At 67.8% G+C, this 24,755-nt stretch carries 21 protein-coding genes and 1 pseudogene; 9 read left to right on the forward strand and 13 right to left on the reverse strand.

The genetic code is table 11. The features are described 5' to 3' along the window. On the forward strand, positions 1-434 hold a 434-nt coding region (locus ACFV4K_RS08520), incomplete at its 5' end, for a DUF4232 domain-containing protein (RefSeq protein ID WP_379273184.1). A 417-nt stretch (positions 435-851) separates the two neighbouring features. Here the strand turns inward: ACFV4K_RS08520 and ACFV4K_RS08525 are convergent. The 4 genes from ACFV4K_RS08525 to ACFV4K_RS08540 all read right to left on the reverse strand — a co-directional run bounded on the left by ACFV4K_RS08525 (position 852) and on the right by ACFV4K_RS08540 (position 5,861). Further along, the gene (locus ACFV4K_RS08525; protein ID WP_379273185.1) at positions 852-2,951 is read right to left on the reverse strand and encodes an acyltransferase family protein; all 2,100 of its coding nucleotides are present in this window, start codon (positions 2,949-2,951) and stop codon (positions 852-854) included. Positions 2,952-3,242: 291 nt separating this feature from the next. Beyond that, positions 3,243-4,421 carry a cation:proton antiporter gene (locus ACFV4K_RS08530; protein WP_379273187.1) on the reverse strand — a complete coding sequence of 393 codons (1,179 nt, stop codon included), beginning with the start codon at positions 4,419-4,421 and terminating at the stop codon, positions 3,243-3,245. 6 nt (positions 4,422-4,427) lie between these two features. Then, positions 4,428-4,910, reverse strand: coding sequence for a cation:proton antiporter regulatory subunit (locus tag ACFV4K_RS08535; RefSeq protein WP_379273189.1), 483 nt, complete (start codon positions 4,908-4,910; stop codon positions 4,428-4,430). Between the two features lie 168 nt (positions 4,911-5,078). After that, positions 5,079-5,861 (reverse strand): FkbM family methyltransferase, encoded by a 783-nt coding sequence (locus tag ACFV4K_RS08540; protein ID WP_379273191.1) that lies wholly within the window; start codon positions 5,859-5,861, stop codon positions 5,079-5,081. 979 nt (positions 5,862-6,840) lie between these two features. On the opposite strand from ACFV4K_RS08540, the gene ACFV4K_RS08545 reads away from it, so the two are divergent. Then, on the forward strand, positions 6,841-7,167 hold the full coding sequence (locus ACFV4K_RS08545) for a hypothetical protein (RefSeq protein ID WP_379273192.1): 327 nt from the start codon (positions 6,841-6,843) through the stop codon (positions 7,165-7,167). 1,374 nt (positions 7,168-8,541) lie between these two features. On the opposite strand, the pseudogene ACFV4K_RS08550 reads toward ACFV4K_RS08545, so the two are convergent. From ACFV4K_RS08550 to ACFV4K_RS08565, 4 genes and pseudogenes are all read right to left on the reverse strand, one after another. After that, positions 8,542-8,694 (reverse strand): annotated as a pseudogene (locus tag ACFV4K_RS08550) (hypothetical protein); the annotation flags it as partial. A gap of 18 nt (positions 8,695-8,712) precedes the next feature. Next, positions 8,713-8,997, reverse strand: coding sequence for a pentapeptide repeat-containing protein (locus ACFV4K_RS08555; protein WP_379273194.1), 285 nt, complete (start codon positions 8,995-8,997; stop codon positions 8,713-8,715). 180 nt (positions 8,998-9,177) lie between these two features. After that, positions 9,178-10,251: a dihydrodipicolinate reductase gene (locus tag ACFV4K_RS08560; protein WP_379273195.1), complete on the reverse strand. Its 1,074-nt coding sequence runs from the start codon at positions 10,249-10,251 to the stop codon at positions 9,178-9,180. A gap of 14 nt (positions 10,252-10,265) precedes the next feature. Beyond that, entirely contained in the window at positions 10,266-11,084 is an 819-nt protein-coding gene (locus ACFV4K_RS08565) for an SDR family oxidoreductase (protein WP_379273197.1), read from the reverse strand. A 94-nt stretch (positions 11,085-11,178) separates the two neighbouring features. Between ACFV4K_RS08565 and ACFV4K_RS08570 the strand changes: the two genes are divergently transcribed. The 7 genes from ACFV4K_RS08570 to ACFV4K_RS08600 all read left to right on the forward strand — a co-directional run bounded on the left by ACFV4K_RS08570 (position 11,179) and on the right by ACFV4K_RS08600 (position 17,670). Beyond that, entirely contained in the window at positions 11,179-11,757 is a 579-nt protein-coding gene (locus ACFV4K_RS08570) for a TetR/AcrR family transcriptional regulator (protein WP_379273198.1), read from the forward strand. Positions 11,758-11,915: 158 nt separating this feature from the next. Continuing rightward, complete coding sequence (locus ACFV4K_RS08575; RefSeq protein ID WP_379273200.1) at positions 11,916-13,292, forward strand: SPFH domain-containing protein; 1,377 nt, start codon at positions 11,916-11,918, stop codon at positions 13,290-13,292. Between the two features lie 86 nt (positions 13,293-13,378). Then, positions 13,379-15,178 (forward strand): fatty acid--CoA ligase FadD11, encoded by a 1,800-nt coding sequence (fadD11, locus tag ACFV4K_RS08580; RefSeq protein WP_379273202.1) that lies wholly within the window; start codon positions 13,379-13,381, stop codon positions 15,176-15,178. Between the two features lie 92 nt (positions 15,179-15,270). Beyond that, a complete protein-coding gene (locus tag ACFV4K_RS08585; protein ID WP_379273204.1) occupies positions 15,271-15,870 on the forward strand; it encodes a TetR/AcrR family transcriptional regulator in 600 nt (199 codons plus the stop codon). 22 nt (positions 15,871-15,892) lie between these two features. Continuing rightward, on the forward strand, positions 15,893-16,546 hold the full coding sequence (locus ACFV4K_RS08590; protein WP_379273206.1) for an enoyl-CoA hydratase-related protein: 654 nt from the start codon (positions 15,893-15,895) through the stop codon (positions 16,544-16,546). A gap of 423 nt (positions 16,547-16,969) precedes the next feature. Beyond that, entirely contained in the window at positions 16,970-17,560 is a 591-nt protein-coding gene (locus tag ACFV4K_RS08595; protein WP_379273208.1) for a hypothetical protein, read from the forward strand. Then, on the forward strand, positions 17,518-17,670 hold the full coding sequence (locus ACFV4K_RS08600; RefSeq protein ID WP_379273210.1) for a multicopper oxidase domain-containing protein: 153 nt from the start codon (positions 17,518-17,520) through the stop codon (positions 17,668-17,670). The genes ACFV4K_RS08595 and ACFV4K_RS08600 overlap by 43 nt, the downstream gene beginning before the upstream one ends. A gap of 39 nt (positions 17,671-17,709) precedes the next feature. On the opposite strand, the gene ACFV4K_RS08605 is transcribed toward ACFV4K_RS08600, so the two are convergent. The 5 genes from ACFV4K_RS08605 to ACFV4K_RS08625 all read right to left on the reverse strand — a co-directional run bounded on the left by ACFV4K_RS08605 (position 17,710) and on the right by ACFV4K_RS08625 (position 24,751). Continuing rightward, positions 17,710-20,784 carry a crotonase/enoyl-CoA hydratase family protein gene (locus ACFV4K_RS08605; protein ID WP_379273212.1) on the reverse strand — a complete coding sequence of 1,025 codons (3,075 nt, stop codon included), beginning with the start codon at positions 20,782-20,784 and terminating at the stop codon, positions 17,710-17,712. 120 nt (positions 20,785-20,904) lie between these two features. Then, positions 20,905-21,819, reverse strand: a complete 915-nt coding sequence (locus ACFV4K_RS08610) for a GNAT family N-acetyltransferase (RefSeq protein ID WP_379273213.1) — start codon at positions 21,817-21,819, stop codon at positions 20,905-20,907. A gap of 121 nt (positions 21,820-21,940) precedes the next feature. Next, positions 21,941-23,179: a cysteine--1-D-myo-inosityl 2-amino-2-deoxy-alpha-D-glucopyranoside ligase gene (gene mshC / locus ACFV4K_RS08615; RefSeq protein WP_379273215.1), complete on the reverse strand. Its 1,239-nt coding sequence runs from the start codon at positions 23,177-23,179 to the stop codon at positions 21,941-21,943. Positions 23,180-23,346: 167 nt separating this feature from the next. Beyond that, positions 23,347-24,144 carry an SCO1664 family protein gene (locus ACFV4K_RS08620; RefSeq protein WP_379273216.1) on the reverse strand — a complete coding sequence of 266 codons (798 nt, stop codon included), beginning with the start codon at positions 24,142-24,144 and terminating at the stop codon, positions 23,347-23,349. A gap of 4 nt (positions 24,145-24,148) precedes the next feature. Beyond that, the gene (locus ACFV4K_RS08625) at positions 24,149-24,751 is read right to left on the reverse strand and encodes a DUF3090 domain-containing protein (protein ID WP_379273218.1); all 603 of its coding nucleotides are present in this window, start codon (positions 24,749-24,751) and stop codon (positions 24,149-24,151) included. Between the last annotated feature and the right edge of the window lie 4 nt (positions 24,752-24,755).

The raw sequence follows: 24,755 nt of genomic DNA on the forward strand, positions 1-24,755 counted from the left end.
CGACGGCCCCCACCGGCACCGCGAAATGCACAACGTCCCAGCTGATCCTGGACAAAGGCCACGGCGGCCAGATCGGCGGAACCTGGTTCCTGAAGTTCATCAACAAGAGCTCCACCCCCTGCACCCTCGAAGGCTTCCCCGGGGTCTCCCAAACCAACGGCCCCCAGGGCGACCCGGTCGGCGAGCCCGCCGAACGAGATAAGGGCCCCCAGGCTCCGACGCCCGCCTTGGTCACCCTTGCCGCCAGTGGCGGCGCCGCTCAGTTCGAATTCATCAGCTATCCCAAGCAGGTCAACGACTGCGCCGCCCTGCGCACCAACACCCTGCGCGTCTACCCGCCCGACAACACCGAATCCCTGTCCCTGCCCTGGGACAACCTGATCTGCCCGAGCCCCCAGCGCATGCTCGTCGTCCGCGCGATCACGCCGTTTTAGCGGGGAAGTCCCAGCGCGCCGTTACTTGACATAGTGTTGATTATCGGCGCGCTTACGGCGGCGGTGTTGATCTTGAAAGATGTTGTGTGCGTTGCGTGTTCGTGTGCATGTGGCGATGTCGGCTCGGGTTGGCGGCGCTTTGTGTGCGCGTACTTCCCTGCGCGAAACGCTGGCGCCGCGCAGGGTGTAAATCGGCTCGGATGAATATTTCTGGCCCACATGCCATTTGGTGGAAAATTTCCTGTTCGGCATGGATTGGCTGGATGTGGCCCCAGGTTTGGGTTCGGTGACCTCCTGGGGGCCGCTCCCCCGGGCTCGCGGGATCCCATCAATACGTCACTGTGACGTATTGTGGTGGGCTGGCTGGGTGGTGGAAGTTGTTGGTGTTTGGGCGAATTGGAGCCAGCGGTAGGCCGGTCACCACCATCCCAGGATCGGCTGGAGTTCCCGGCCGAGTGCTGGGGCCAGGGAGCGGGAATAGCTGGCGGTGAAATGATGCTCGTCGTGGTAGATGAGGATATTGCCCTCGACCACGGGGCAGATATCAGGTTCGCAAACCGCATCGGTGAGGTCGATCGGGAACACGTTGGGGTAGGCCGCCGCGGGCTCGAGAGCCGGGTCGACCGGATTGAGGGCGTGGTCGCGTTTCATGCCGCAGCTGAGCCGGTCGCCGCCTTTGCTCAAACAGTCGATCCCGCTGTAGCGAATCCCATTGCGCCGCAACCACGGGGTGTCGCGAACGGCGATGACATTGAGATTGCGGGCGGACAGTTGAGACCACACATCCAGGTAGTCCTGGGGCGTTTCGTCACCACCGTCGTCCACGGGCCGGGTGCCAGTGGTGAACACCCAGTCCGGGCGGTCGGCACCGAGACGGTCGATCACCTCACGGGACCAGTCTCGGCAGTCCGGATTGGGCTGGCCCTTGTACATCGGGTCGGCGGCGACAGTGAGCGGACAGCCCATCTTCAAGTAGACGACGATCCGGAAGTCGTTCTCGGCGGCGAGAATCTGCAGGGCGGGCAGCCAGTGCTCGGCGTGTGAACTACCCACCACCGCCAGCGTGCGCTCCGCGGTGGTGTCTCCGTAGGTGCAAGTCACAACGTCGCGGGTGTTCCAGTCCGCGATACAGCCATCGAGGGTGGGCGGCGGCAATTCCGAGGGCGCTTCCAGGACGGTGGGCCGCATCTTCGCGAGTGGTGCGGATGCACCGCTGACCAATGCCTCAGCGCCGGGGTAGATCGCAGGATCCAAGGCGAATGCACTGACGGCCGATGTGGATTGGGTGCGTATGACGAAATGCCAGGCCGAGGTCACCCCGATCACCGATACGCCGGCCACCGCGATCATCGACCATGCGGCCCGCCGATATCTGGTGGGCACGGCCGGGGTCGGGGTCCGTGTCCCCGAACGCAGCGGCTGCTCGATCCATCGGTGGGTCATCCAGGCGAGTACGAGCGAAGCGCTGATGATCAACACACCGTCGGTGAATCCCGCCCGCGGGCGGCCGGTTTCGACGAGAAGGAAGATCAGGAGCGGCCAATGCCACAGATACAGCGCGTAGGCCAGCTCTCCCAGTCGAACCGCCGGCGGAGTGCCGAGCAGCCTGTTGGGCAGGGGCCGCGACGCGGGCTCGGTGTTGGCGCCGCTGGCGATCACCGCGATGGTCGCTCCGACCGGAAGCAAGGCGGCTGGGCCCGGGAACAGATCGGCGCCGTCGAGGACCATTCCACAAGCCAGTACCCCGGCCACGCCGGCTATCGCCAGCAGCCACCGCACCGGCCGCGGCGGCGAGATCATCGGGGCCACGATCACGCACGCCGCACCGGCCAGCAGCTCCCACAACCGCGCGAAACTGTCGTAGTAGTTCCAGCCTTGATGCGTGGCGGCACCGTGCACGGCGTACGCGAAAGATGCGACACCAACAGAGATGATGACGGTCAGCAGCACGGGGCGCAGCAAACGGGCGGTGCCCGCGCGACGGGACAGCGCCCAGGCCGCGCCGGCCACGACCGTGATGGCGAGCAGGTAGTACTGGCCTTGCACCGACATCGACCACAAATGTTGCAGTGGACTCACGCTCGGGTCTGCGGCCAGGTAGTTCGACCACGACCGCGCCAACTGCCAATTCTGGTAGTAGAACATCGAAGCCATCGTCTGGGTGGCGATGTCGGACCACCGTGTGTACGGGCTGATGTAGAACGCGGCGACAACCACCGCGGCCAGTACCGCGACCATTGCCGGGAGCAGCCGCGCGAGCGTGCGTCGCACCATGGCGACCACGTCGACCGACCCGGTCGATTCGGCTCGACGTATCAGCATCCCGGTGAAGAAGAAGCCCGACAGCACCAGGAAGACATCGACGCCGCCGGACACGCGGCCCATCCAGATGTGGAACATCACGACCAGCGCCACCGCCAGTCCACGCAATCCGTCCAGGTCCAGCCGGTACTCCGCGCCCGCCGTTCGACGTGGCGCGTCTTGGTTCTCCTCGCGGACGCGAGTCGACAACCTCATCGGCTACCCCTGACAGCAAAGGTCCTGCAATGCAGCGAACGTGTCGGCTGATGCAGGGCGGACGGAAAGTGGACAGCGGACTGTTTACCACGATCGGTAGCAGTGCAAACGAACGCACCCGTCACTCACACCACACTCACAGCTCCCGCCTCGGGCGTATTCCAGCGAACGGGTGGACCGTGCCGCCACGTCGCGGTGCGGGGTCGGTCGAGCTCGCTCCTCCCCCGCGGGCTGAGCTCGACCCGCTCTCACGGAAACACTCCAGCGGTGATCGCCGGTGCGAGCCCGTTGTCAGGCCGCGCGTACTTGTAGCCGATCGACGCTCCGCAGAATCGGTTCGAGCCCGCGGGCGGCGACCGGACCGAGAATGGCCATCAACAGCACATAGGTCGTCGCCAGTGCCGCGAACTCGGGTGGTGCGGCACCCGCGGCCACGGCGAGACCGGCGATGACGATGGAGAATTCACCGTGGGCCACGAGCGCGGATCCAGCGCGAGCACGTCCGTAGCGGGAAGCCCCGGCCCGCCCGGCGGCCCACCAGCCGGTGGCGATCTTGGTGGCCGCCGTGACCACCGCCAGCAGCACTGCCCAACCCAGCACCGGCGGAATGCTCGCCGGATCGGTACTCAGCCCGAACAGCACGAAGAACAACGCCGCGAACAGGTCCCGGATCGGTTCCAGGAGCTTGGTGGCGTTATGGGCGGTGGAATCGGAGATGGCGATGCCGAGCAGGAACGCACCGACCGCCGCCGAAACCTGCAACGCGGAGGCGAATCCCGCGACCAGCAGCGCCGAGCCCAGCAACGTGAGCAGGAAGATCTCCCGATCACTGCTGTCGACGATCAGCGACACGTAGCGGCCGAAGCGTAAGGCCACGACGAGCACCAGGGTGACCGCGGCCAGCGCGATGCCGACCGTCTGCAATCCTGTTACGAAACCCACCCCCGCCAGCACCGCGGTCAGCACCGGTAGGTAGCCGGCCATGACGAGGTCCTCGAACACGAGAATCGAAAGGATGGTGGGGGTTTCGCGGTTCCCGACTCGACCCAGGTCGTTGAGCACCTTCGCCACGATGCCCGAGGAGGAAATGTAGGTGACACCGGCCATGGCAATGGCGCCGGTGACGCCCCAGCCCAGCAGTAACGCCACCGCGACGCCGGGGGTGACGTTGAGCGCGATGTCGACCAGACCCGCCGCCCACGAACTGCGCAGTCCGGTCACCAGTTCGGAGGCGGTGTACTCGAGACCGAGCAGCAGCAACAGCAGGATGACACCGATCTCGCTGGCGAGTTCGATGAATTCGTCGACATGATGAAGTTCGATGAGACCGCCGGTGCCGAACACCAGACCGCCCACCAGGTAGAGCGGGATCGGCGACATGCCGATCCGGCCGGCCAGGCGGCCGAGCAGGCCGAGTCCGAAGAAGACCGCGCCGAGTTGAATCAGGGACAGGGCTGTTTGGTGTGCCATCAGTCCTCAGCCGTCCGTCAGGATCCGGCCGGCCGCGGTGAGTCCGTCGACCGTGCCGACCACGACGAGCATGTCACCGGCGGTCAGCACGAAATCGGGGCTGGGAGAGGGCAGCACGTGCCCAGCGCGCATGACAGCGACGATGGAGGTAGTCGTGCGAGTCCGCATCTGTGTATCACCGAGTGGACGTCCGTCATACGGGGATCCGGCACGTAATGGCAGCTGCCGGGTCGCCAGACCGGTCAATTCCCGGTGTTCGTCGTCGAGCTGGGCCATCAGCTGCGGTGCCCCCAGGAGGTTGGCGAGCACCGCGGCCTCGGGGCCGCTCATCGGAATCTGTTCCGAGGCATCGGGATTGCCGACGCGGCCGATGAGCAGATCGATGGATCCGTCCTTGGGGTCGATCACGCCGACGCGGCGACGCGATCCGCACAGCTCGAACTCCTTCCGTATGCCGATGCCGGGCAAGGGAGTCACTTCAATATTCACAAATCGAACATAACGGACATTTGCTCACCGGGTTCGGGGACCGTACCACCCTTCCGCCGTCCCGATCGACAGTGGTCAGGACCCGCCGATGCTCAGGAAGATCCATTGCAGAGCGGAGGATTCCGAGCATGCGCGGCCAACGGCAGACCCGGACAGCTCGTCACTCCGTCACCAGGTTGGTGGCCGAAAGGCGAAGACCTCGTAGAGCTCCGTCCCGCGCAGGAAGGCGTCCTGACGTACCTCCGTAGCCAAACCATGGGAGCGCAACAGCGCGCAGAACTGTGCCAGGCGATCGCCGCAGTCGTGGACTTCGGCGACGACGGTTCGCATCCGAGCCCAGTCCGATTCGGCGATGCCGCGGACGACATCCAGTTCCGCTCGCTCGACATCGATTTTGACCAAACCGATTTCGCCTGCCGGTGCCTGGTCCGCCAGTAGGGCCGACACGGTAGTGACCTCCACGTCGATCTGTTCCCCGTCATGCGGGTCGTTCGTGACGAGAGCGATCGCCTTCTGATCGAGGCCGCAATTCTGCAGGAAGATCGTCGTCGACTGGTTGTCACGACGGTCTGCGTACAGGCTGTAGTTCGCTGACGCTCGTGGGTACCAGGTGAACTGTGCGGTGCCCTTCGCTGCGCCGACCCCGATTTCGACCGCGATGCCGTCGGGGACGTGCGCAACCATGTTGCGGCGCAAGCACTCGAATGTCAGTGGAGCGGGCTCGACGGCGATGACGCGGACCCCGGGACAGGTGTCCGCGAAGGCTATTGCGCTGAGACCGATGTTCGCACCGATATCGAGCACGATGTCGTCCGGGTGCAGTTGAGCGGCCGCCCGTCGGTAGTACCCCTGCGTCGACATCTCGTCCCAGAGCATCCGGGCTTCGGCGGGGCTCGTGCAGGTCACCGATCTGCCGTCCTTGAGAGTGAGTCGTTTGAGGGAAGTCAGCATTCGTCAAGCACCTTTCCGGAACAGGGCCGATCGCGGCCGGCATTGTGGGGTGTATCAATTCGGGTGACGCGTATCGACGACGGGGTGGCGGATATAGCCGCTGATGACCGGCCGCCACGCGTTCACGACTGTTGCGTCGAAAACCCCTCAACGTGACGAACCGGACCAAAAGGGCTGTGTCGGCCATGCGAAAACTGTTGAGCCCATGGAAGAGTCGGTCGCCGCCCCACCGCAGCGAGTTACCCGGCGGTCGCCACCCCGACCCCGGACCTTCGTCGTATTGAAGCTCAATGAGCCCGCTTGAACGGTGCCGCCCTCAGGCCTGTGCGCGATGGCACGTATCGGATCCACCGCGCCGATACACCGAACCACAACCATGTCGAATCGCCGGAACCCCGCAGCCCGGCGCCGACGGTCGTCGTACACCTAGCGGGTCACTCTAGCCCTCACGGCGACTCGCGTCCTGTATTTACCGGAAAGGGTCGCACTAAATCTGAGCAAGTATGCCCGTTTGGTCTGGTCTTCAGTCGCCCTGAACGGCACCGCCAGGCGGCCTGCGGCACCGCAACGGCCTTGTTAGCGAACACTTTGCCGCCGAATCGATCTCACGCCACTGTCGAGGGGAGGTCGTGCCGATGTTCTGCGGCCTCGCATCTGACATGGTCTGAGCGGCGTGTGTGTCCCGTGTTATTTAGAGGATTCAGATCATGTCAAATTGCGAGACGGTTGCCACATGCTGTGTCTATCATCTATCGGCGGCTGCTGGCCCGCCATGTCGTGCCGCTGTACCGATCGAGTGTTTCGAGACCCCGCAGGCGCCGTGAAGCCGGCGGCGTCCGCGCGAGGAGCCTCACGAGAATTCCGAGAAACATGCGAGCAGATTTGGGACGGATTGATGACCTCACAGGAAGTAGCCGAGCACCTCACAACCCTGGTATCCGCCGAGGGGATGGACGTGGAGTTGGGCGGAGTTGTCCGTTTGCTCTCGTCGGCCACCGCAGGTCGGACGACGGCGCTGTCCGGCGACGAGCGCGAACAGCGTCTGATGGAGTGCCTCGAGAGTCTGACTCGGAGCAGTCCCGCCGCTGTTGTGTTGCGCGGCACCACAACAGCGTTCGTCGCGATTCCATCGAGGCGACCGTTCCGCCTGATCGGCCGCCGGGCGACGAACGACGTCGGCGGGTCCTTGCCGGCGTTCGCCGCGCACGCCCGTCAGTTGATCAAGGTCAAAGTCGGCGCGCTGGGCGAGGTCACCGCCCGCCTGGTCGACCCGACAAGCCGAACCGGCCGAAACTCGTGGCACTGACGTAGCACTCGGTCAGCGCCCGCTGGCACCCCGGGTCGCAGGACCAATTCCATCGCCGCGCAAGGGATCTCAACCCGTCGCTCCGGGCACGAACCGCACCGAGACTCCGGGCGGCCTCGTCGTTACTGTTGCTGCAGGCAGCATCACTTGCGATGAGGCCTTCGCGGTGCTCGAGAGACATCGCGACCTGCCTGCGAGTCCAAGTGCTGGGATAACGAACGCACCGACATTCGGCGGGGGTTCCCTGTCGAACGGATACTTTCGGCGGCCTGCCGCGGAGAATGAAGACCTTCTCGAGTTCGGCGAAGGGCCGGTCGCCTCTTGCTCAGAGCTGCCCTTGGTGATCTCACGCAGTGCGTCATTCTCAGAATTGTCGATACCGCTGCCCGGTCGTGATGATCATTCTTCCCTCCAGGATCTGATCGCGGCCAGCGGGACGCCCATGCCGATCGGTCCCACTCGCTGGGCACCGCCACCCCGAATGTAGCTATTACATGGCAACAATATCGAAGCGCTGACTCTGCGTCGCATGCGACGCCGGCCTCCGGGTTCAACTGCGGAAATATAGCCCCATAGCATCCATTTTGCCCGTTATGGGCCGGTCATTAAATGGACAAATCGGAATTTCTTCCGGTTAATGTTTAAAAATGAGCTCTCTAGCGGTAATCTGGCGAATGATCCGCAATCCCTCAATGTGGATCCCCGATTGGGGAACGTGCCCACCCACGCCCCCAATGTTGCGCGGTGGTGCCGCCGAGTCCAGCGGCACCACCGTCCGGGCTTCCGAACCGTACGATACGAAGCGAACAGGAAGAGGAAATGGTCGTTACGCCATCGACGGCGCCGTCCTACGCGGGCACTGCCCGACAAGCCCTGCGTCGCCATCTAAGAGTTCTATTTCGGCATGTCCCCTTCCGCCGCGCTTCCGACACATCGAATCGCGAGTCGAGGAAGAGAACACGGTGACGTCGGGGAGCGTAACGTTCGGCAACGTTCAGGTCGTATGGAGCAGCGAGAGGTCTCTCTTCATAGCCTTCAGTGCGGACTTCCCGGGGCTGTACGCCAAAGACCGGTGGTCCGCCGTGCGTGCTCGCCGGCTCATGGAAGAGCGTGTACGAAGTCTTTTGATCGCCAACGACCTGTGAGGGTCGAATGGCAACACGCAAAGTAATTGTTCCCTTGGTGGAGGTCAGTGGTTGGCGATTGCAGAACTCGTCGTCCCCTTTATTGTCATTTGGACGATCCTGTCATTCATTATCGGGTGGGCCCTGATGGGGAGGCGACGCTGACTTCGGCCCGAGGAAGAAAAACCTGTGTGTCCGCGCAAGTGATCGGAATCAGCACTGTTGGCTGTACTGGAAATTGGGCGCGGAGTCACTGGGCGGGGGGTTTGTACCCCTCGGGCCACACCGTCTTGTCGTCGTAGGTCAGATGGTCGGTGCTCAGGAGTTGGTGGAGATCGGCACCCGCAAGGTTCGCTCCTTCCCGATGAGCGTAACTGAGGTCCGCCATGAAGAAATTGGCGCGCGAGAGGTTCGCGCCCCGTCACGACGTCGTGTGCAGATCTGCGTGCGCCAAGTCCGCACCTCTGCCGTCCAGCGCCGATAAGTTCACACCGTCCAACCTCGAGTGGGACAGATTCGCAAATTCGAGGTTGGCGCTGGACAGATCTGCACCCTCCAGGTTTGCGAAGTCCACTCGCGCGCCCAGCAAGTTGGTGCCATCCAGTACATCGACCACCGTGTGCGAGTCGGCCGCGGAATCTCGCGCAATGCGCTCCAGCGCGTAGACCCCGCTTACCCGTACAATCTGCTGGTCGGAACCCCACATCCGACTGGGATCATCCGCGACGCTGGAGGGCCGCTGCCTGCCGGCCGTGAGGGTGACCTGGCTGTCCCGGGGCGTTCCTGGGTGTGGAGCTGGATTCGGATGGGAATCTCGTTCACGAATTGTGCTGCTGCCGCGGCGAAGTGAGAGATCTCGCCCCGGCAGCAGCGGCTTTCGTCGGGTTCAGCGGATGGTGCCGAAGCCGGGGATCAGTGGGAGGTCCAGGGGGGTGACCCAGCCGGGCGGGAGGGCGTTGACGGCGGGAACGGCGTTGAGAGCGCGCATGCCGGTGGAGAGGCAGCCCGCTACCGCGGGGGTGCGGCCGGAGCCGTCGGTGAAGCGGAACGAGGTTTCCTGGGCGATCGAGGGGCTGCCGAGGATATCGACGCGGTAGACGTCGTCCTTGGTGCCGGCGGGCCAGTCGGGGGCGGCGTCGAGGCCGATGCGGTTGACGTGTTCGAGGGTGATGACCTCGCGGCCGTTGTAGACGCCGTTGATGGTGAAGCGGATGGCGGCGACGGTGCCGGCTTTGACGCCACCCTTGGCGGAGGGACGGTCGGTCGGGGTGACCCATTTGTCCCAGGTAGTGGTGATGGCGTCGAGTTCGATGCCCGCGGCGGCGGCGATCATGGGAACGGTTGCGCCCCACGCCATGATGAGCATGTCGGGGTGTTCGAGCAGGGCTTTGAATTCGGGCGGGTGGCCGATGCCCATCTCGAATTCGTAGTCGCCTTCGTAGTCGGTGTAGTCGAGCAGTTCGGAGGCGCGCACGGACCGCACCTCACCGCACAGGCCCATGAGGGTCAGCGGGAACAGGTCGTTGGCGAAGCCGGGGTCGATGCCGGTGGTGAAGCACGACGCTCCCCCGGCCTGGCAGGCTTCGGTGATCGGGTCGCGCCACACGGCGGGCAGCTGCTTCATCTGCGGCCACACCCACGGGGTCATGGCGGTCGAGCACACGTCGATGCCGGCGCGCAGGAACGCGCCGATGACGCGCATGTTCTCCTCGGCGAAGGCGGCGGTGGGCCCGTAGTGGACGACGGCGTCGGGGCGCAGCGCGATGAGTTCGTCGACCGAATCGGTGGCCAGGACACCGGTTTTCGCGGCCCCGCAGAGGTCTCCGGCGTCCTTGCCGACCTTGTCGGGGTTGCTGACGCCGACGCCGACGAGCTCGAAGGCGGGGTGGCGCAGGATCTCGGCCAGCACCATGGAGCCGACGACGCCGGTCCCCCACAGCACGATGCGTTTGGTGGTCATGGTGGCTCCTGGATTCATCGGTGGAATTCGCCGCAGTCGACGGTGAGCATCTGGCCGGTGACCGCGGTGGCGAGGTCGCTGGCCAGGAACAGGGCCGCGCGGGCGACCTCTTCGGGTCCGGCGAGGCGGCCCAGATCGGTGGGCGCGGCCTTCTGTCGGTAGATGTCGTCGTGGGTGACCCCGGATTGGCTTGCCAGCCAGTCGAAGTAGGCCTTGTTGATGTCCTCGTACACATACGACGGGGCGACGGAGTTGACGCGGATGCCGCGCGGACCCAGTTCGGTGGCCAGCGAGGAGGCCAGATGGGCGAGGGCGCCCTTGGACAGCTTGTAACCGGAGTATTCGGGCTGCGAGCTGTAGGACACGCACGAGTTGAGCATGATGATCGACCCGCGGGACGCGGCGAGCGCGTCGGCGAACAGGGCCGAGAGCCGCAGCGGTGCGAACACATTGGTTTCGTTGGCGTCGCGCAGCGCTTCGAGGTCGATCTGGGTGATCGGGTACATGGGCGGGATGGCGAAGGCGTTGTTGATCAGGCAGTCGACGCGGCCGGCTGCGGCGACCGCGCGGTCGGCGAGTGTGCGGCGCTGGTCTTCCTCGGTGATGTCGGCGCGTACGACGTGGGCGGTGGCGCCGAGGGCGCGGGCTTCGTCGGCGTATTCGTGCAGGCGTTTCTCGGTGCGTCCGGCCAGCACGAGGGTGGCGCCCATGTGGGCGGCTTCGATGGCCAGGGAGTGGCCCAGTCCGGGGCCGACGCCGGAGATGACGATGACTTTTCCGGCCAGCAGCGGTACCGGGCGATAGGTGTCGGGGATGTGCGGGGCGGCTGACACGACTCCTCCTCGAGTCCTCAGCCGTTACAGAGCGTAACGACTTAGTTGTGACAGACTGTAACGACTCGTGCCCGCAGCGACAAGGACGAAATCCGTGACCACACGCCACCGGCTCGGCCCGCACCGCGATCCGGCGGTGGACACCGCGGTCCTCGACGCCGCCCGCGCCCTGGTCGTCGAACAGGGTTATGCCGCAACCTCGATCGACGCCATCGCCGCGCGCGCCGGAGTGTCGCGCCCGGCCATCTACCGGCGTTGGCCGTCCAAGGCGCATCTGATCGCGCAGGCGGTGTTCCCCGATGTCGGCTCGGCGGTGGTGGCGCCGGATCTGCTCGGGGAGATCCGCAAGGTCATCCGCGGCACCATCCAGTTGTTCGGGTCCGCGGAAACCCGTGCCGCCATGCCGGGTCTCATGGCCGAGATGCGCGAGGATTCCGGACTGTACGAGAAGCTGTCCGCCCGCCTGGACTCCCCCACCCGCGCGGAGCTCGGCGACTACCTGCCCGGCCAGGGCACCCGCCCGGGCCTGGACCCGAACACGGTGCTCGACACCATCGCCGGGGCGGCCTTGTTCGCCATGTGCATCCGCGATATCGACGATCTCGACGGCTTCGCCGCCTCCCTCGAGGACCTGCTCCTCTACGGCATCCTCGGCCGCCCCGCCGCCGACTAACCCAGACACCGGGCGGGTCTGGTTCGGAGGCTCCCCCATCACCCGGACCCGGCGACTCGCGCACCCCGCCACTCCCCCACGCCCGGGCGACGTTCGCGGACGAGTCGCTGCGCGAATATCGATGGGCCGAACGGTCTTTCGCCGGTAGCCTGCCCGCCATGGCGGCGAAGAACAACAGCTATCTCGATCAGGTCGTGGCACAACAGGCCGAACTGGAGGAGGACCTGCGGCCCGCGTTCGCGCGGTCCGCGCCCGCACCCGCGGCGATGCCGATCCCGCCGGGCGCCCCGGGACCGCGGGGCGCGCTGGCCAAACGGGCCGGGCGCGTGGGATCGGTGCGAGAGAACACCCCGCAGGGTCCGGTGGAGGTGCGGGTCAGCGGCTGGTGGCGGTGGCGCACGGTCCTGGTGCCGCCCAACGCGTTCGTCGTGCACACCCGTCGCGGCGCGGCCGAACCCCTGCACATCGGACTCGGTGTGTCGTTCCGGTTCGATCCCACCAAGGACTCCTACCTGGTGGTGCCCGGCGCGATCCAGACCATCCTGATCAACGCCTACTGCATCTGCAGTGAACTGCAGGGCGTGCTGGTGCAGGGGTACGTGCAATGGATCATCGACGATTTCGCCACCGCCTACCGCAAACTCGACTTCTCCGACCCGGAGGATCCGATGCGGCTGGTCAATGTGCAGCTGCGCGAACAGGCCGAGGCCGCGATCAAGGACAAGGTGTCCACGATGGCGGTGCGCGACGTGCTGTCGGACAAGCAGCCCATCATCGAGGAGCTCACCGCGCGGCTGCGCACCGTCGCCGAGGGTGCGGGCGACGGTGCGCGGGGACTGGGGTTGTCGATCGTGACCGTGCAGATCAAGGAGGCCGTCGTCTCCTCGAACACGTTGTGGGAGAACCTGCAGAAGCCCTACCGCAGCGAACAGAACCGGGTCGCGCGCCTGGCCGAACTCGACGCCCAGGAAGCGGTGTCGGTGCGTGAGGCCGCCGCCGGGCGGGCCGCCGAGCAGCGGCGCATCGAGAACGAGCGGGAGCTGGCCGAACTGCGCGCCCGCAACGACGCCGCGTCCTTCGACCGCGAATCCGCCGAACGTTTGCGCCGCACCGAACGCGAGCACGAAGTGAACCGGGAGGTAGCCGACCTGGCCCAGCAGTCGGCATTGCACGCGCTGCGCCTGGAACGTGAACAGCACGCCGAGAAGCTCGACAACGCCCGCCGCGAAGCCGAGCGGGTCGCGCAGCGTCAGGAAGCCGATCTGGCGTTGGCGCAGGCCAAAACCCGGGTCGCGCACGAGGCCGCGTTGCTGGAACTGGATCGGGAACGGGTCGGCATCGACAACGCCAACAACCGCAATGCCGCCACCATGCAGGCCCAGCTGATCGAGGCGCTGCCCGAGATCGTGGACAACCTGCCCACCCCGACGGAGTTGCGGACGGTGCAGATCGGCGGGGACACCACGGGATTGGCGAGCGTGGTGGCGCAGTTGTCGGACATCATCACCGCCATCCGCAGAACCGGACAATCCTGACGCGTCGGGTGTCGTCATTCGGCTCCGCCACGCCCACGCGCCGTCATACCGTCTGAGAAGGCTTCGACGGTGGGAGTGGATCGAGAATGGTGATGAGCGAACCGAATACGACACCCGCGGTGTTCCAGGCGACCGCCGCGATCGACCCCGACGCGATCGCGCTCCGCTCGATCGGCGGCACGCTGACCCTCACCTGGCGCGACTACGCCGCCCAGGTCCGCGAGATCGCCGCGGGCCTGGCCGCGCTGGGCGTGGGCCGCGGGGACACGGTGGCGTTCATGATGGCCAACCGCGTCGAGTTCTACCCCCTCGAGGTCGGCGCCCAGCACACCGGCGCCACCTCGTTCTCGGTGTACAACACGCTGTCCGCAGAACAGCTGCATTACGTGTTCAGCAATGCCGGCAACCGGGTCGTGGTGTGCGAGGCGCAATACGTGGACCGCATCCGCGCGTGCGGGGTGCCCATGCAGACCATCGTGTGCGTGGACACCCCCTCGCCGGGCACTCTGAGCGTCGCGCAGCTCAAACAGCTCGGGCGCAGCGACTTCGATTTCGACGCCACCTGGCAGGCGATCACCGGCGAGGACATCGTCACCCTCTGCTACACCTCCGGCACCACCGGCAATCCGAAAGGCGTGGAGATCCCCCACGCCGGTCTCGCGTTCGAATGCCGCGCCTACGCCTCGGTCATGCCGGTCGAGTTCGGCGACCGCATCACCTCGTTCCTGCCGACTGCGCACATGGCCGACCGTGTCACCGGCCTGTACCTGCACGAGTACTTCGGCACCCAGATCACCGTCGTGCCCGACCGCACCCAGCTGGGCGCCGCGCTCGCCGACGTGCACCCCACCATCTGGGGTGCGGTGCCGCGGGTGTGGGAGAAACTCAAAGCGGCCGTGGAGTATTCGGTCGCCGCCGAAACCGACCCCACCCGTAAGGCGGCACTGGTGTGGGCGCTGGACGTGGCCGCCCGCAAGGCCGCGGCGCAGCTGGCCGGGCAGCCGCTCGGGCTGGCCGAGGAATGGGCGCGCGCCGACGCCGCCGTGCTGGGGGCGTTGCGCGCGAAACTGGGCCTGGATCAACTCAAATGGGCGCTGTCGGGGGCCGCGCCGATCCCGGCGGAAACCCTCGGCTTCTTCTTCGGCCTCGGCATCCCGATCTCGGAAGTGTGGGGCATGTCGGAGTTGACCTGCATCGTCAGCGTCGCACCGCCCGGGCAGGCGCGGCTGGGCACCGTGGGGCGACTGCTGCCGGGACTGGAATCCAAGATCGCCGAGGACGGTGAATTCCTGGTGCGCGGGCCGCTGGTCATGCGCGAATACCGCAAGGAACCGCAGAAGACCGCCGACACCCTCGACGCGGACGGGTGGCTGGCGACCGGCGACATCATCACCTGCGACGCCGATGGGTATCTGCGGGTGGTGGACCGCAAGAAGGAACTCATCATCAATTCCGCGGGCAAGAACATGTCCCCGGCCAATATCGAGAACACCATCAAAGCTGCCGCCCCGCTCATCGGGGCGCTGGCCACCATCGGCGACAACCGCGCCTACAACACCGCCCTCATCGTCCTCGACGCCGAATCCGCGCCCCCCTATGCCGCCCAGCACGAGCTACCCGACGCCTCGGCGGCGACGCTGGCCGGGGACAAGTCGGTGATCGCGGAGATCGCGCGCGGGATCGCCGCCGGGAACGCGAAACTCTCGCGCGTGGAACAGATCAAACGATTCACGATCCTGCCCACCTTCTGGGAGCCCGGCGGCGACGAGATCACCCTCACCATGAAGCTGCGGCGCAAACCGATCGCCGAGAAGTACTCCGCCGACATCGACCGCATGTATGCGCCGGAACTGGTCGAAGGCGTCCACGAACCCGGACCCGCCTGACCCCTTGCTGTGACACTCGGACCCCGGCGGTAGTGCTGGGGTGCCGGGTTCACCCCTTCATAACAGAGCAAGTGCTCTGTTATGGTCGGTGCATGCCCCGCCCCCGCACCCACGACCCCGACCGGGTGCTCGACGCCGCCGAAGCGCTCGCCGTGCGCTCCGGACCCGCCGCGGTCACCATCCGCGCCGTGGCCAGCGCCACCGGCGTCTCCAACGGCGCGCTCTACCACACCTTCGGTTCCCGCGCGGAACTGCTGGGCCGCACTTGGATTCGCGCCGCCCACCGCTTCCTCGCCCTGCAAGCCGACATGGTCGCCGCCGCCGGCGTCGACGGCGTCGACGCGGTCATCGCCGCCGCCGAAGCCCCCGCCGAATTCGCCGCCCGCCACCCGCTCTCGACCCAACTGTTCTTCACCGTCCGCCGCGACGACCTGCTCGGCGACGACCTGCCCGACACCGTCCGCACCGAACTCGCAGCCACCCAGAAAACCCTGGTCGAGCTGATGAAAACCCTCGCCCACCGGCTGTGGCAACGCCGCGACGCCCACGCCGTGGACACCCTCACCATCTGCCTGGTCGACCTGCCGACAGCGATCCTGCTCGACCGCGACCGGCTCGCCGATCCCACCGCCCGCCGGCAGTTGCGGGCGACGGTCCGCGCGGTCCTCGACATCGGGCCCGCACCCGCCTGACCCACTTTCGCGAAGGAACCCCATGCCCACCCTGAGCTACCGCGACAAGATCGCCGTCCTCGACCTCGGCGGCGACGAGAACCGCTTCTCACCCGACTTCCTGACCTCCCTCGGCGACCACCTCGACACCGTCATCGCCGACGGCGCCCACGCACTGGTCACCACCGCGTCGGGCAAGTTCTACTCCAACGGCCTCGACCTGGACTGGCTGTCCAACAATGGCGAGCGCGCCGAATGGTATGTCGCGCAAGTCCAGTCACTGCTGGCGCGCGTGCTCACCTTCCCGCTGCCCACCGCCGCCGCCCTGCCCGGCCACGCCTTCGGTGCGGGCGCCATGCTCGCGCTGGCCCACGACTACCGGGTGATGCGGGAAGACCGCGGCTACTTCTGCTTCCCCGAAGCCGACATCCGCATCCCGTTCACCCGCGGCATGTCCGCGCTCATCCAAGCCAAACTCACCCCCCGATCGGCCATCGCGTCCATGACGACCGGACGTCGCTTCGGCGGCCCCGACGCCCTGGCCTACGACCTCGTCGACGCCATCGGCGCGCTCGACACCCTCACCGACACCGCGCTGGGCATGCTCGGCCCGATCGGCGCGAAAGACCAGGACACCCTCGGCGCGATCAAGGCCACCATGTTCGCCGACGCCGTCTCCGCCCTCCGCAACGCCTGACCCCGGGTCACCGGGTGCGGCGCACCGCGAAACCCGCCGACACAGCAATCGGCCAGTAAACTAACGGGACGTGGTACTCGCCGGGGAACGTACTCGCCGCCAGCAACCATGGAATCAGCAGCAGCGGCACAAAACGTGCCACCTTCCAGCGGATCGGATGAGAGTGGGGAGCAGGCACCAAACCACCGTAGAGACCCGCACCCCGACCCGGCACACACGGGTCGCGATAGCGCAGAGATAGCTTTCCCGCAAGACTCGCCAGGCCGCACCCCCTCCCGTGAACGCGGCTCACGGGAGGGGGAAACGACACCACCGCGATCAGCAGGCTGGGACCGGCGCATCAACCCCGCACCGCATCGACCCGAGGAGGGACCCTGTGATCTCGCGACGACGCCTGCTCGTCACCGCCCGCCGCCATACCCCTTGGGCCTCACCGCCTGCACCAGCGGCGAACCCCGCTTCACCCCTGATGGCCACCTCGACGAAACCCCTTCCGGCAGTTACGGATTGCTCGGCGACACCCTCACCGTCAACGGCGCCGTCCCCGACCACCACGACCTGCCCGCCCGCCGCGCTTGCCTGCGCCTGCTCAACGGATCCTCGGGCCGCCTGCTCGACATCGGCCTGAGCGAGGACCGCGAATTCACACTCATCGCGACCGACGGCGGCCTGCTTCCCGCCCCCGTCACCCGCACCCGCCTGCTGCTCAACCCCGGCGAACGTGCCGAAATCCTCGTCGACCTCGACCCCGGCCACACCGCCACCCTGCGCGCCAACCCTGTCACCACCCGCACCGGCATCGACCGCCCCGAACGCTTCGGCTTCGACGACACCTTCGACATCCTCACCCTGCGCGCCACCACCATCGCGCCAGTCGCACCCGCTCTACCGGGCGCCCTCGCCGCCCTCACCCCCGCACCTACGAACTGGCGATGCGGTTCCCCGGCCCCGCCGACCCCGCCCACCCGTTCATGTACCACTGCCACCTGCTCCACCACGAAGACCAGGGCATGATGGGCCAATTCCTGATCCTCGACCCCGGCCAGGCTCCCGTTTTCACCCCGCCACCGATGGGCGACATGCCCATGGGTGCGGGCGGATCCGGCACCCATGGCGGGCCCTGACCGCCATGGGTGCCGAACCGCCCGCACCGGGGCTCGAGGTCAGCGGCCCTGCCAGACCGGGGGACGCTTCTCCACGAACGCCCGCATCCCCTCGCCGGCGTCCATCGACGACAGTGCCGCGGCGGCGACCTGGCCCTGCTTGCCGAACGCCTCGGCGACCGACCAGTCCGGGGCCTGCTCGATGATCTGCTTGCTCGCGTCGATACTCAACGGCGCGTTCACCGCCACCCGCGCCGCCAACTCCAGCGCGGCATCGAGGGCCTTGCCCGGTTCGGCGACCTGATTGATCAACCCGATCTGCGCCGCCCGCGCCGCGCTGATCGGGTCACCGGTCAACGCCAACTCCATGGCGATCGCGCGGGGTAGGCGCTGCGACAGGCGCAGCACGCCACCGCCGACCGCGACCAGGCCACGCTTGACCTCCGGGATACCGAAGGTCGAATCGCTCGCGGCGACAATCAGATCCGCGACCAGCGCCAGTTCGCAGCCGCCCGCCAACGCGGGGCCCTCCACCGCGGCGATGAGCGGTTTACGCGGCGGCTGGGACACGATGCCCAGGATGCCGCGCTTCTCGGTCACCGGCACCTCGCCGCGGGCGGCCGCCTTGAGATCCATTCCGGCGCTGAAATAGCCGCCCGCACCGGTCAGGATCGCGATGCGGGCGTTCGGGTCGGCCTCGTAGGCATCGATCGCGCGCTCCAAACCCAGCGCCGCCGCCAGATTGATCGCGTTGCGGGCGTGGGGGCGATTGATCGTGATGATCATGATGTGGCCGCGGCGCTCGATCAGCACCGGCGCGGGCGGTGGAGGCGGCAACGGCACCCGCGCCACACCCGCCGTACTCAACACCGGCTCCGCGGCCGATTCTCCCGCTGCCGATTCCTCGGCGTCCGAACCCCACTCGGGCCTCTGCGCGCCGGCCGGGGTGATCGTGTCACCGACCACGGTCACCGGCAGACCCAGCCAGTCGTCCTCGGTCAACGCGGCCAGCAGCGCGGAATTGGTGGACCGCACCAGCACTCGATCACCGGCCGGGGTCAGCAGGCTCACGATCGCGGCCTCGGGGCGGCCGTCACGACCGTAGGGCAGCGTGTAGGCCTCCACCACGGCCTCGCCGTCGTAGCCGGTGCGCGCCGGGCGGGCCGGGGGATGCTCGATCACCGGGGTCAGGTGCCGGTAGGGCTGTGCGGGCGGGGTCGCCGAATACACGCCCATCGCGTGCTTGGTCAGATACCAGCCCAGAGACGTGGCCAGACCGAAGGATTCGGGTTCGGCGCGCAACCGGCCCACCAGCGACGCCACCGCGTGCCCGCCGTAATTGTTGCCCGGACCGCCGCCGAAGGTCAGCCCACCGGTCACCGACAGCGGCCGCTTCGGGTCGTCGACCGGCAAACCCAGCTCACGCGCCGCGATCTGCACCGCCACGGGGAAACACGCGTACAGGTCCACCGGGCCCAGATCCTCGGCCGTGATCCCGGCATGCTCGAACACCGCAGCCCCCAAGGCCCTGATCGCCGGCGACGCCGCCAATTCGGCACGCTCACTGACGAACCACTCATCGGTGCCCGAGGCGCCCGCATGCAGGAACACCCACTTGTCCTGCGGGATACCCGCCGCCTCCGCCGCCGCGGCCGAGGCCACGATGATGCCCGAGGCCATATCCACCGTCAGGTTCGCGCACTCGAGCTTCGTGTACGGCGCCGAGATCATGCGGTTGGCCTCGGTCACCGCCGCGATCTCGGTCGCGGTGAACTCCTGCGGCTGCCACGCCTGCGGATTGGCCGCCGCCACCGCCGAGAACCGCGACCACAATTCCGCCACCGCGGCCGCGTGCTCGGCGGGCGTGCGACCCAACCGGTGCCGGTTCGCCGACTCGAGCAGCGCGTACATATTGATCGGGGCCTGCAACCCGGCCGCGGACTCCGCGGCATTGTTGGCCGCCTTGTCGATCCCCACCGTCCGTGTCGGCGACACCGAGCCGTCCTGCACCGGCCACGCCACCTCGACCCCGGCCCGCTGCGCCGCCGCCTGCGTCGCCCCGGCCTCCGCGCCGGTCACCAACACCAGGTCGTAGTCGCCCGCCGTGATCGCCGCGGCCGCCTCGTTGATCACCAACTGGCCGCCGTCACCACCGAACGGACTCGACTGCACCGTGTCCACCCCATCCGCGCCGACCGCGGCCGCCACCAGCGCACCCAGATCCCGGTACTGCCACGACGTCGGCGACACCGCGAACACCGCGTCCGCGCGCGCCAGCAACCCGTCCCCGACGCCGGTGTCGGCGGCCGCGGCCCGCAACGCCCGCACCGCCAACTGCGACGGATCGGCATACGAAGCGTCGGGGGTGCGCTGCACGATCTGCCCGACACCCACCAGCACCGGCGTCGTCGGCGCCAACACCACCCCGGAAGCCCGGTGCCGCACCGCCTTCCGCTCCGCGCGCCCCGCCGTCGGCGCGGTCGCCGCCAGCACCGCCGGAAGCCTGTCGAGGGACTCGGTCAACGCGTCACCGAGCGCGCGGGCCACTGTCGCGCCCAGCGGGCCCTCGATCGGCTGCCCCGACAATCCCGCGTCGATGTATACGCTCGACCCGGAACCGTTGGGCGCCACCGTGATCCACAACCCTAGACCCAAACCCTGCGGGCCGCGCCCGCGCAAACCCAGCCGCGAGTCGCTGACCTCGGTCACCAGCCACGTCACATCGGCCGGAATACCCATGAACTTGGCGACCTGCGTGTACTCCACGCCGACCGCCGCCGACCCCGGCGCCTCCCCCCGCCAGCCCGCATGGAAACTCACCCACTCCGGAAGCCGCTGCAACTGCGCCAGATACGCCAGCGTCGCCGCCGCGCCGGTCTCGAGATCGCGATGCGCGTGCGCGGTGCGCAGATAGTCCGACAGGCCCCCGGGCAGGGTGTGCTCGACCGGCGCGGCCTCCACCGGCGCCCCCTGGCCGGTCACGCCCGCGATCAACTCCCGCACGATCCGCGGATCACGGCGCACCGTGTCCAGTAGCCGGCCCCCGGCGCGCACCTGTTTGCGCAGCGACGCGCCCTTACCCAGTCCCTGCTCCACCACCGCACGCACACGATCGAAACCTGGCACCGCACTCACGGCCCACCTCCTCGCTGAGGGTCCACACCATCCGGCCCTCACGGTATCGGCCGTTCACCCACCACGGGAAGAGCCAACGCAACTTCGCACCCCCACCAATGTCGGCGCGCGAATCGCCGTTCACAACTCGCGGGCGAACCAGACCTGATCCAGCATCCGGATCCCGTCGACCATCACCACGTCCTCATATCCGGCCGCCGTGGTGAACACATCCGGCACGATCCGCGTCATCCGGAAGCCGCACCGCTGGTAGAAGCGCAGATTCCCGGCATCCGCGGTCGCGGTCGCCACCTCCAGCCGCCGCACCCCCGCCGCTGTCGCGGCCGCGACCACCGTGTCGATCATCCGCCGCCCCACCCCGGACCCGCGCAACGGGCGCACCACCGCGGTATTGACGATCTCCCACGTCGACTCCTCCGCCTCCGGGGCCGCCTGGATATGGCCGACCACATCCCCGGACGCGTTGCGCGCCACCCACACCCGCCCGTGCCCGATATACCCGGTCAGCAGCAGCTCGGAATCCTCGGCCATCCGAAACGACCACGCGATCTCCTCGCGATCACCGGTGAACTCCTCGATCCGCACCGCGTCGGCATCGGAGTCGGGCGGCACCACGATCAGCATCCAGCCCTCGGGATCGAGCACCGCGAACGCGCCCGCCGCCACCCAATACGGATTGTCCGGAATCACCTCGGCCACACCATGATCGGCCAGCCGTTCACGCAACGCCTCGAACCCGCCGCGCAGATACAACACCACCGCGTCCTCCGGGTCCACCGGCGGCGGGGCGGGCGCGTCGTCGCGGCGCACCAGCTCGAGCTGGGCGCGCGGCCCCGGTAACCCGAACACGAACCCGCTGTAGCCCGCGTGATCGGAGAACGCGAAAAGCTGTGTCAGACCGACGATCTCCCGATAGAACGCCGCACACTCGTCGAGCCGGGCCGTCGCGCGCGCGAACCGCGCCGCACCCACAGCCAACCCGTTCACACCGGACTCCGCCGCACCCACCGAACAGCCCTCCTCGATCGACGACACACCGCTCCCCAGGATGCGCCGTCCACCACCGCCGGGTCGACTCATTAACGCCCACCCAGCACACAAGAACGCGCGAGCCCAGACATCCGGGCTCGCGCGTCGACAGGTCGCGGCAGCGGCGCTACAGGGCGATACCCAGCAGCGCGTCGACGGTGTCGGTGATCAACGCCGGAGCCGTCACATCGGGGCCGCCGTAGGCCAGCGCCTGCTGCGCCCACGCGTCCAGCGCCGCCAGCGCCTTGGGGGTGTCAAGGTCATCGGCCAGATGCCGGCGCACCCGCGCCACCGTGTCGGTCGCATCCGGAGCCGAGTCCAGCGCCACCGCCGAACGCCACCGCGCCAGCCGCGAAACCGCTTCGGCCAGTACCGCATCCGACCACTCCCGGTCGCTGCGGTAGTGCCCGGAGAACACGCCCAACCGGATCGCGCCCGGATCGGTGCCCGCCGCGCGCAGCTTGGACACGAACACCAGATTGCCGCGCGACTTCGACATCTTCTCGCCATCGAGCCCGATCAGGCCCGCGTGCACGTAATGCCGGGCGAAGCGACGCCCCTTCACCAGCGCCTCGGCGTGCGCGGCGGAGTACTCGTGGTGCGGGTAGATCAGGTCGCTGCCGCCGCCCTGGATATCGAACTCGGTGCCGATGCGGTTGACCGCGATCGCCGCACACTCGATGTGCCAGCCCGGACGGCCCGCCCCGAACGGCGCCGGCCACGACGGCTCACCCGGCCGCTCGGCCCGCCACAACAGCGCGTCGATCGGATCACGCTTGCCCGGCCGCTGCGGATCCCCGCCGCGCTCGGCGAACAACCGGTCCATCGTCTCGCGGTCATAGCCCGACTCGTAGCCGAACTGCTCGGTCGCGTCGTGACGGAAGTAGATGTCGGGATACTGCGGGTCGTCGACCACGTACGCCGCGCCCGAGGCCAGCAGCTTGTCGACCAGGTCCACGACCTCCTGCACCGACTCGATCGCGCCGATGTAGTCGCGCGGCGGGATCACCCGCAACGCCGCCATGTCCTCGCGGAACAGGTTGATCTCGCGGGTGCCCAGCTCACGCCAGTCGATGCCGTCGCGTTCGGCCCGCTCGAACAGCGGATCGTCCACGTCGGTGGTGTTCTGCACGTAGTGCACCTCGTGGCCGGCGTCGCGCCACAACCGGTTGACCAGGTCGAAGGCCAGGTAGGTGGCGGCATGGCCGAGGTGGGTGGCGTCATAGGGGGTGATGCCGCAGACGTACATCGTCGCGGTCGCGCCGGGGGTCACCGGGCGCACCTGCTTGTCGGCGGTGTCGAACAAACGCAACGCTGGTCCGGATCCGGGGACGGTCGGGACAGCGGTATCGGACCAGGACTGCATGATTCGAGGTTATCCCTGGGATCGGGCCGCGACGTCGCCGCCCCCGCGCCGGTGTGCCCCACGACACGCGCCCGACCGGGCCGACCTGCACCCTGGTCGCCGACCGGGCGGTGTCAATGATTGCAATCAGCGCGACGAGAATGCCGGGGCGACCGGTACGCCGGGGGTCAGAACGCGGGCCACGGAATCGGCCGCTGACTGGCGGGCAACGGCATCACCGGCTCGTCCAGCAACGCCCGCCCCCGCGCCTCGAGCGCGTCGATCTCGGCGTCGGTGATCAACTCCGCCAGCCGCTCACCCAGCTCCCCGGGCAGCGCCTTCACCAAAACCGTGATGTCGGTGAGCAATTCGTCGGCCACCGGCTCACCGGCCCACCCCCACAACACCGTGCGCAACTTCGGCTCGGTGTGCAGGCAGATCCCGTGATCCACCCCGTACACGCGCCCGTCCACACCCAGCAGGGCGTGTCCGCCCTTGCGGTCGGCATTGTTGATCAGCACATCGAGCACCGCCATCCGCTGCAGCCGCTCGTCGTCGGCGTGCACCAGCGACACCGGATGCCCGCCCGGATCCAGCGCCCGCAACACCTCCCGATACCCGTCGGGGATCGCGCCCACCGGGCACAGATCCACCAGACCCGGGCTCGGCTCGTCCTCGGCGGTGTCGATCCAGCGCTGCACCATGCCGGGCCCGAAAGGCCCCTCCCGCAACACCGTTTCCGGGATCACGCCCCACCCCAGCGCCTGCGACACCAGATACGAGGCCACCTCCCGCCCGGCCAGCGTGCCGTCGGGGAAGTCCCACAACGGCCGCTCCCCACGCTCGGGCTTGTACACCACCCGCTGCCCGCCCGCGCCCGCCTCGCACACCAGGGTGACGTTGCTGGCGGTGGTGACCTGACCGATCACCGTCAACTCGGCGGTCTGCCACGACCGGTCTGCCGTGGGGCTGCTGGAGGCCGACACCGGATCAGTCCTCGGAATCGTCGGAGTCGTCGGCTTCGGTGGCGCCGAAGATGTCGCCGCGCTTGTAGCCGTTGGTGCGCACACACATGTGCCCGGCCGTGGACAGCGGCTCCCCGCACAGCGGGCACGGCGGGCGGCCCGCCGCGATCACCCGCGCCGACCGCAACGCGAACTCCCGCGCCTGCACCGGGGTCAGGAACACCCGCACCGCGTCGGGACCCTCCTCGGTGTCATCGAGAACCACCGATTCGTCGACCTCGGTCTCGGTGATCGCCAACAGCTCCACCACCACCGCGCCCGCGTCGGCGTCCCAGCCCAAACCCATGGTGCCGACCCGGAATTCGGCGTCGATCGGCGTCACCAGCGGCGCGGTGTCGGCCACGTCGGCGGCCTGCGGGGGCACCGAGGTCCCGAAGCGCCGTTGCACCTCGTCGAGCAGCAGACCCATCCGATCGGCCAGCACCTTCACCTGCTGCTTCTCGAGCAGCACGCTGATCACCCGCGGCTCCTGCACCGCCTGTAGGTAGAACGCGCGGTCGCCCGGCTCGCCGACGGTGCCGGCGACGAAACGATCGGGGGTGCGGAAGATATGGATTGCCCGGCCCATTGCA

Source organism: Nocardia sp. NPDC059764 (genome assembly GCF_042732555.1).
In the GTDB taxonomy this organism is placed as follows: Bacteria; Actinomycetota; Actinomycetes; order Mycobacteriales; family Mycobacteriaceae; genus Nocardia.

What these genes read in the sequence shown, in the direction of transcription:
- ACFV4K_RS08525 (WP_379273185.1), bottom strand. Translation starts at nt 2,951, where the DNA reads ATGAGGTTGTCGACTCGCGTCCGCGAGGAGAACCAAGACGCGCCACGT.
- ACFV4K_RS08530 (WP_379273187.1), bottom strand. Translation starts at nt 4,421, where the DNA reads ATGGCACACCAAACAGCCCTGTCCCTGATTCAACTCGGCGCGGTCTTC.
- ACFV4K_RS08540 (WP_379273191.1), bottom strand. Translation starts at nt 5,861, where the DNA reads ATGCTGACTTCCCTCAAACGACTCACTCTCAAGGACGGCAGATCGGTG.
- ACFV4K_RS08555 (WP_379273194.1), bottom strand. Translation starts at nt 8,997, where the DNA reads ATGTGGGGTTCCGACCAGCAGATTGTACGGGTAAGCGGGGTCTACGCG.
- ACFV4K_RS08560 (WP_379273195.1), bottom strand. Translation starts at nt 10,251, where the DNA reads ATGACCACCAAACGCATCGTGCTGTGGGGGACCGGCGTCGTCGGCTCC.
- ACFV4K_RS08575 (WP_379273200.1), top strand. Translation starts at nt 11,916, where the DNA reads ATGGCGGCGAAGAACAACAGCTATCTCGATCAGGTCGTGGCACAACAG.
- fadD11 (WP_379273202.1), top strand. Translation starts at nt 13,379, where the DNA reads ATGGTGATGAGCGAACCGAATACGACACCCGCGGTGTTCCAGGCGACC.
- ACFV4K_RS08585 (WP_379273204.1), top strand. Translation starts at nt 15,271, where the DNA reads ATGCCCCGCCCCCGCACCCACGACCCCGACCGGGTGCTCGACGCCGCC.
- ACFV4K_RS08590 (WP_379273206.1), top strand. Translation starts at nt 15,893, where the DNA reads ATGCCCACCCTGAGCTACCGCGACAAGATCGCCGTCCTCGACCTCGGC.
- ACFV4K_RS08600 (WP_379273210.1), top strand. Translation starts at nt 17,518, where the DNA reads ATGTACCACTGCCACCTGCTCCACCACGAAGACCAGGGCATGATGGGC.
- mshC (WP_379273215.1), bottom strand. Translation starts at nt 23,179, where the DNA reads ATGCAGTCCTGGTCCGATACCGCTGTCCCGACCGTCCCCGGATCCGGA.
- ACFV4K_RS08625 (WP_379273218.1), bottom strand. Translation starts at nt 24,751, where the DNA reads ATGGGCCGGGCAATCCATATCTTCCGCACCCCCGATCGTTTCGTCGCC.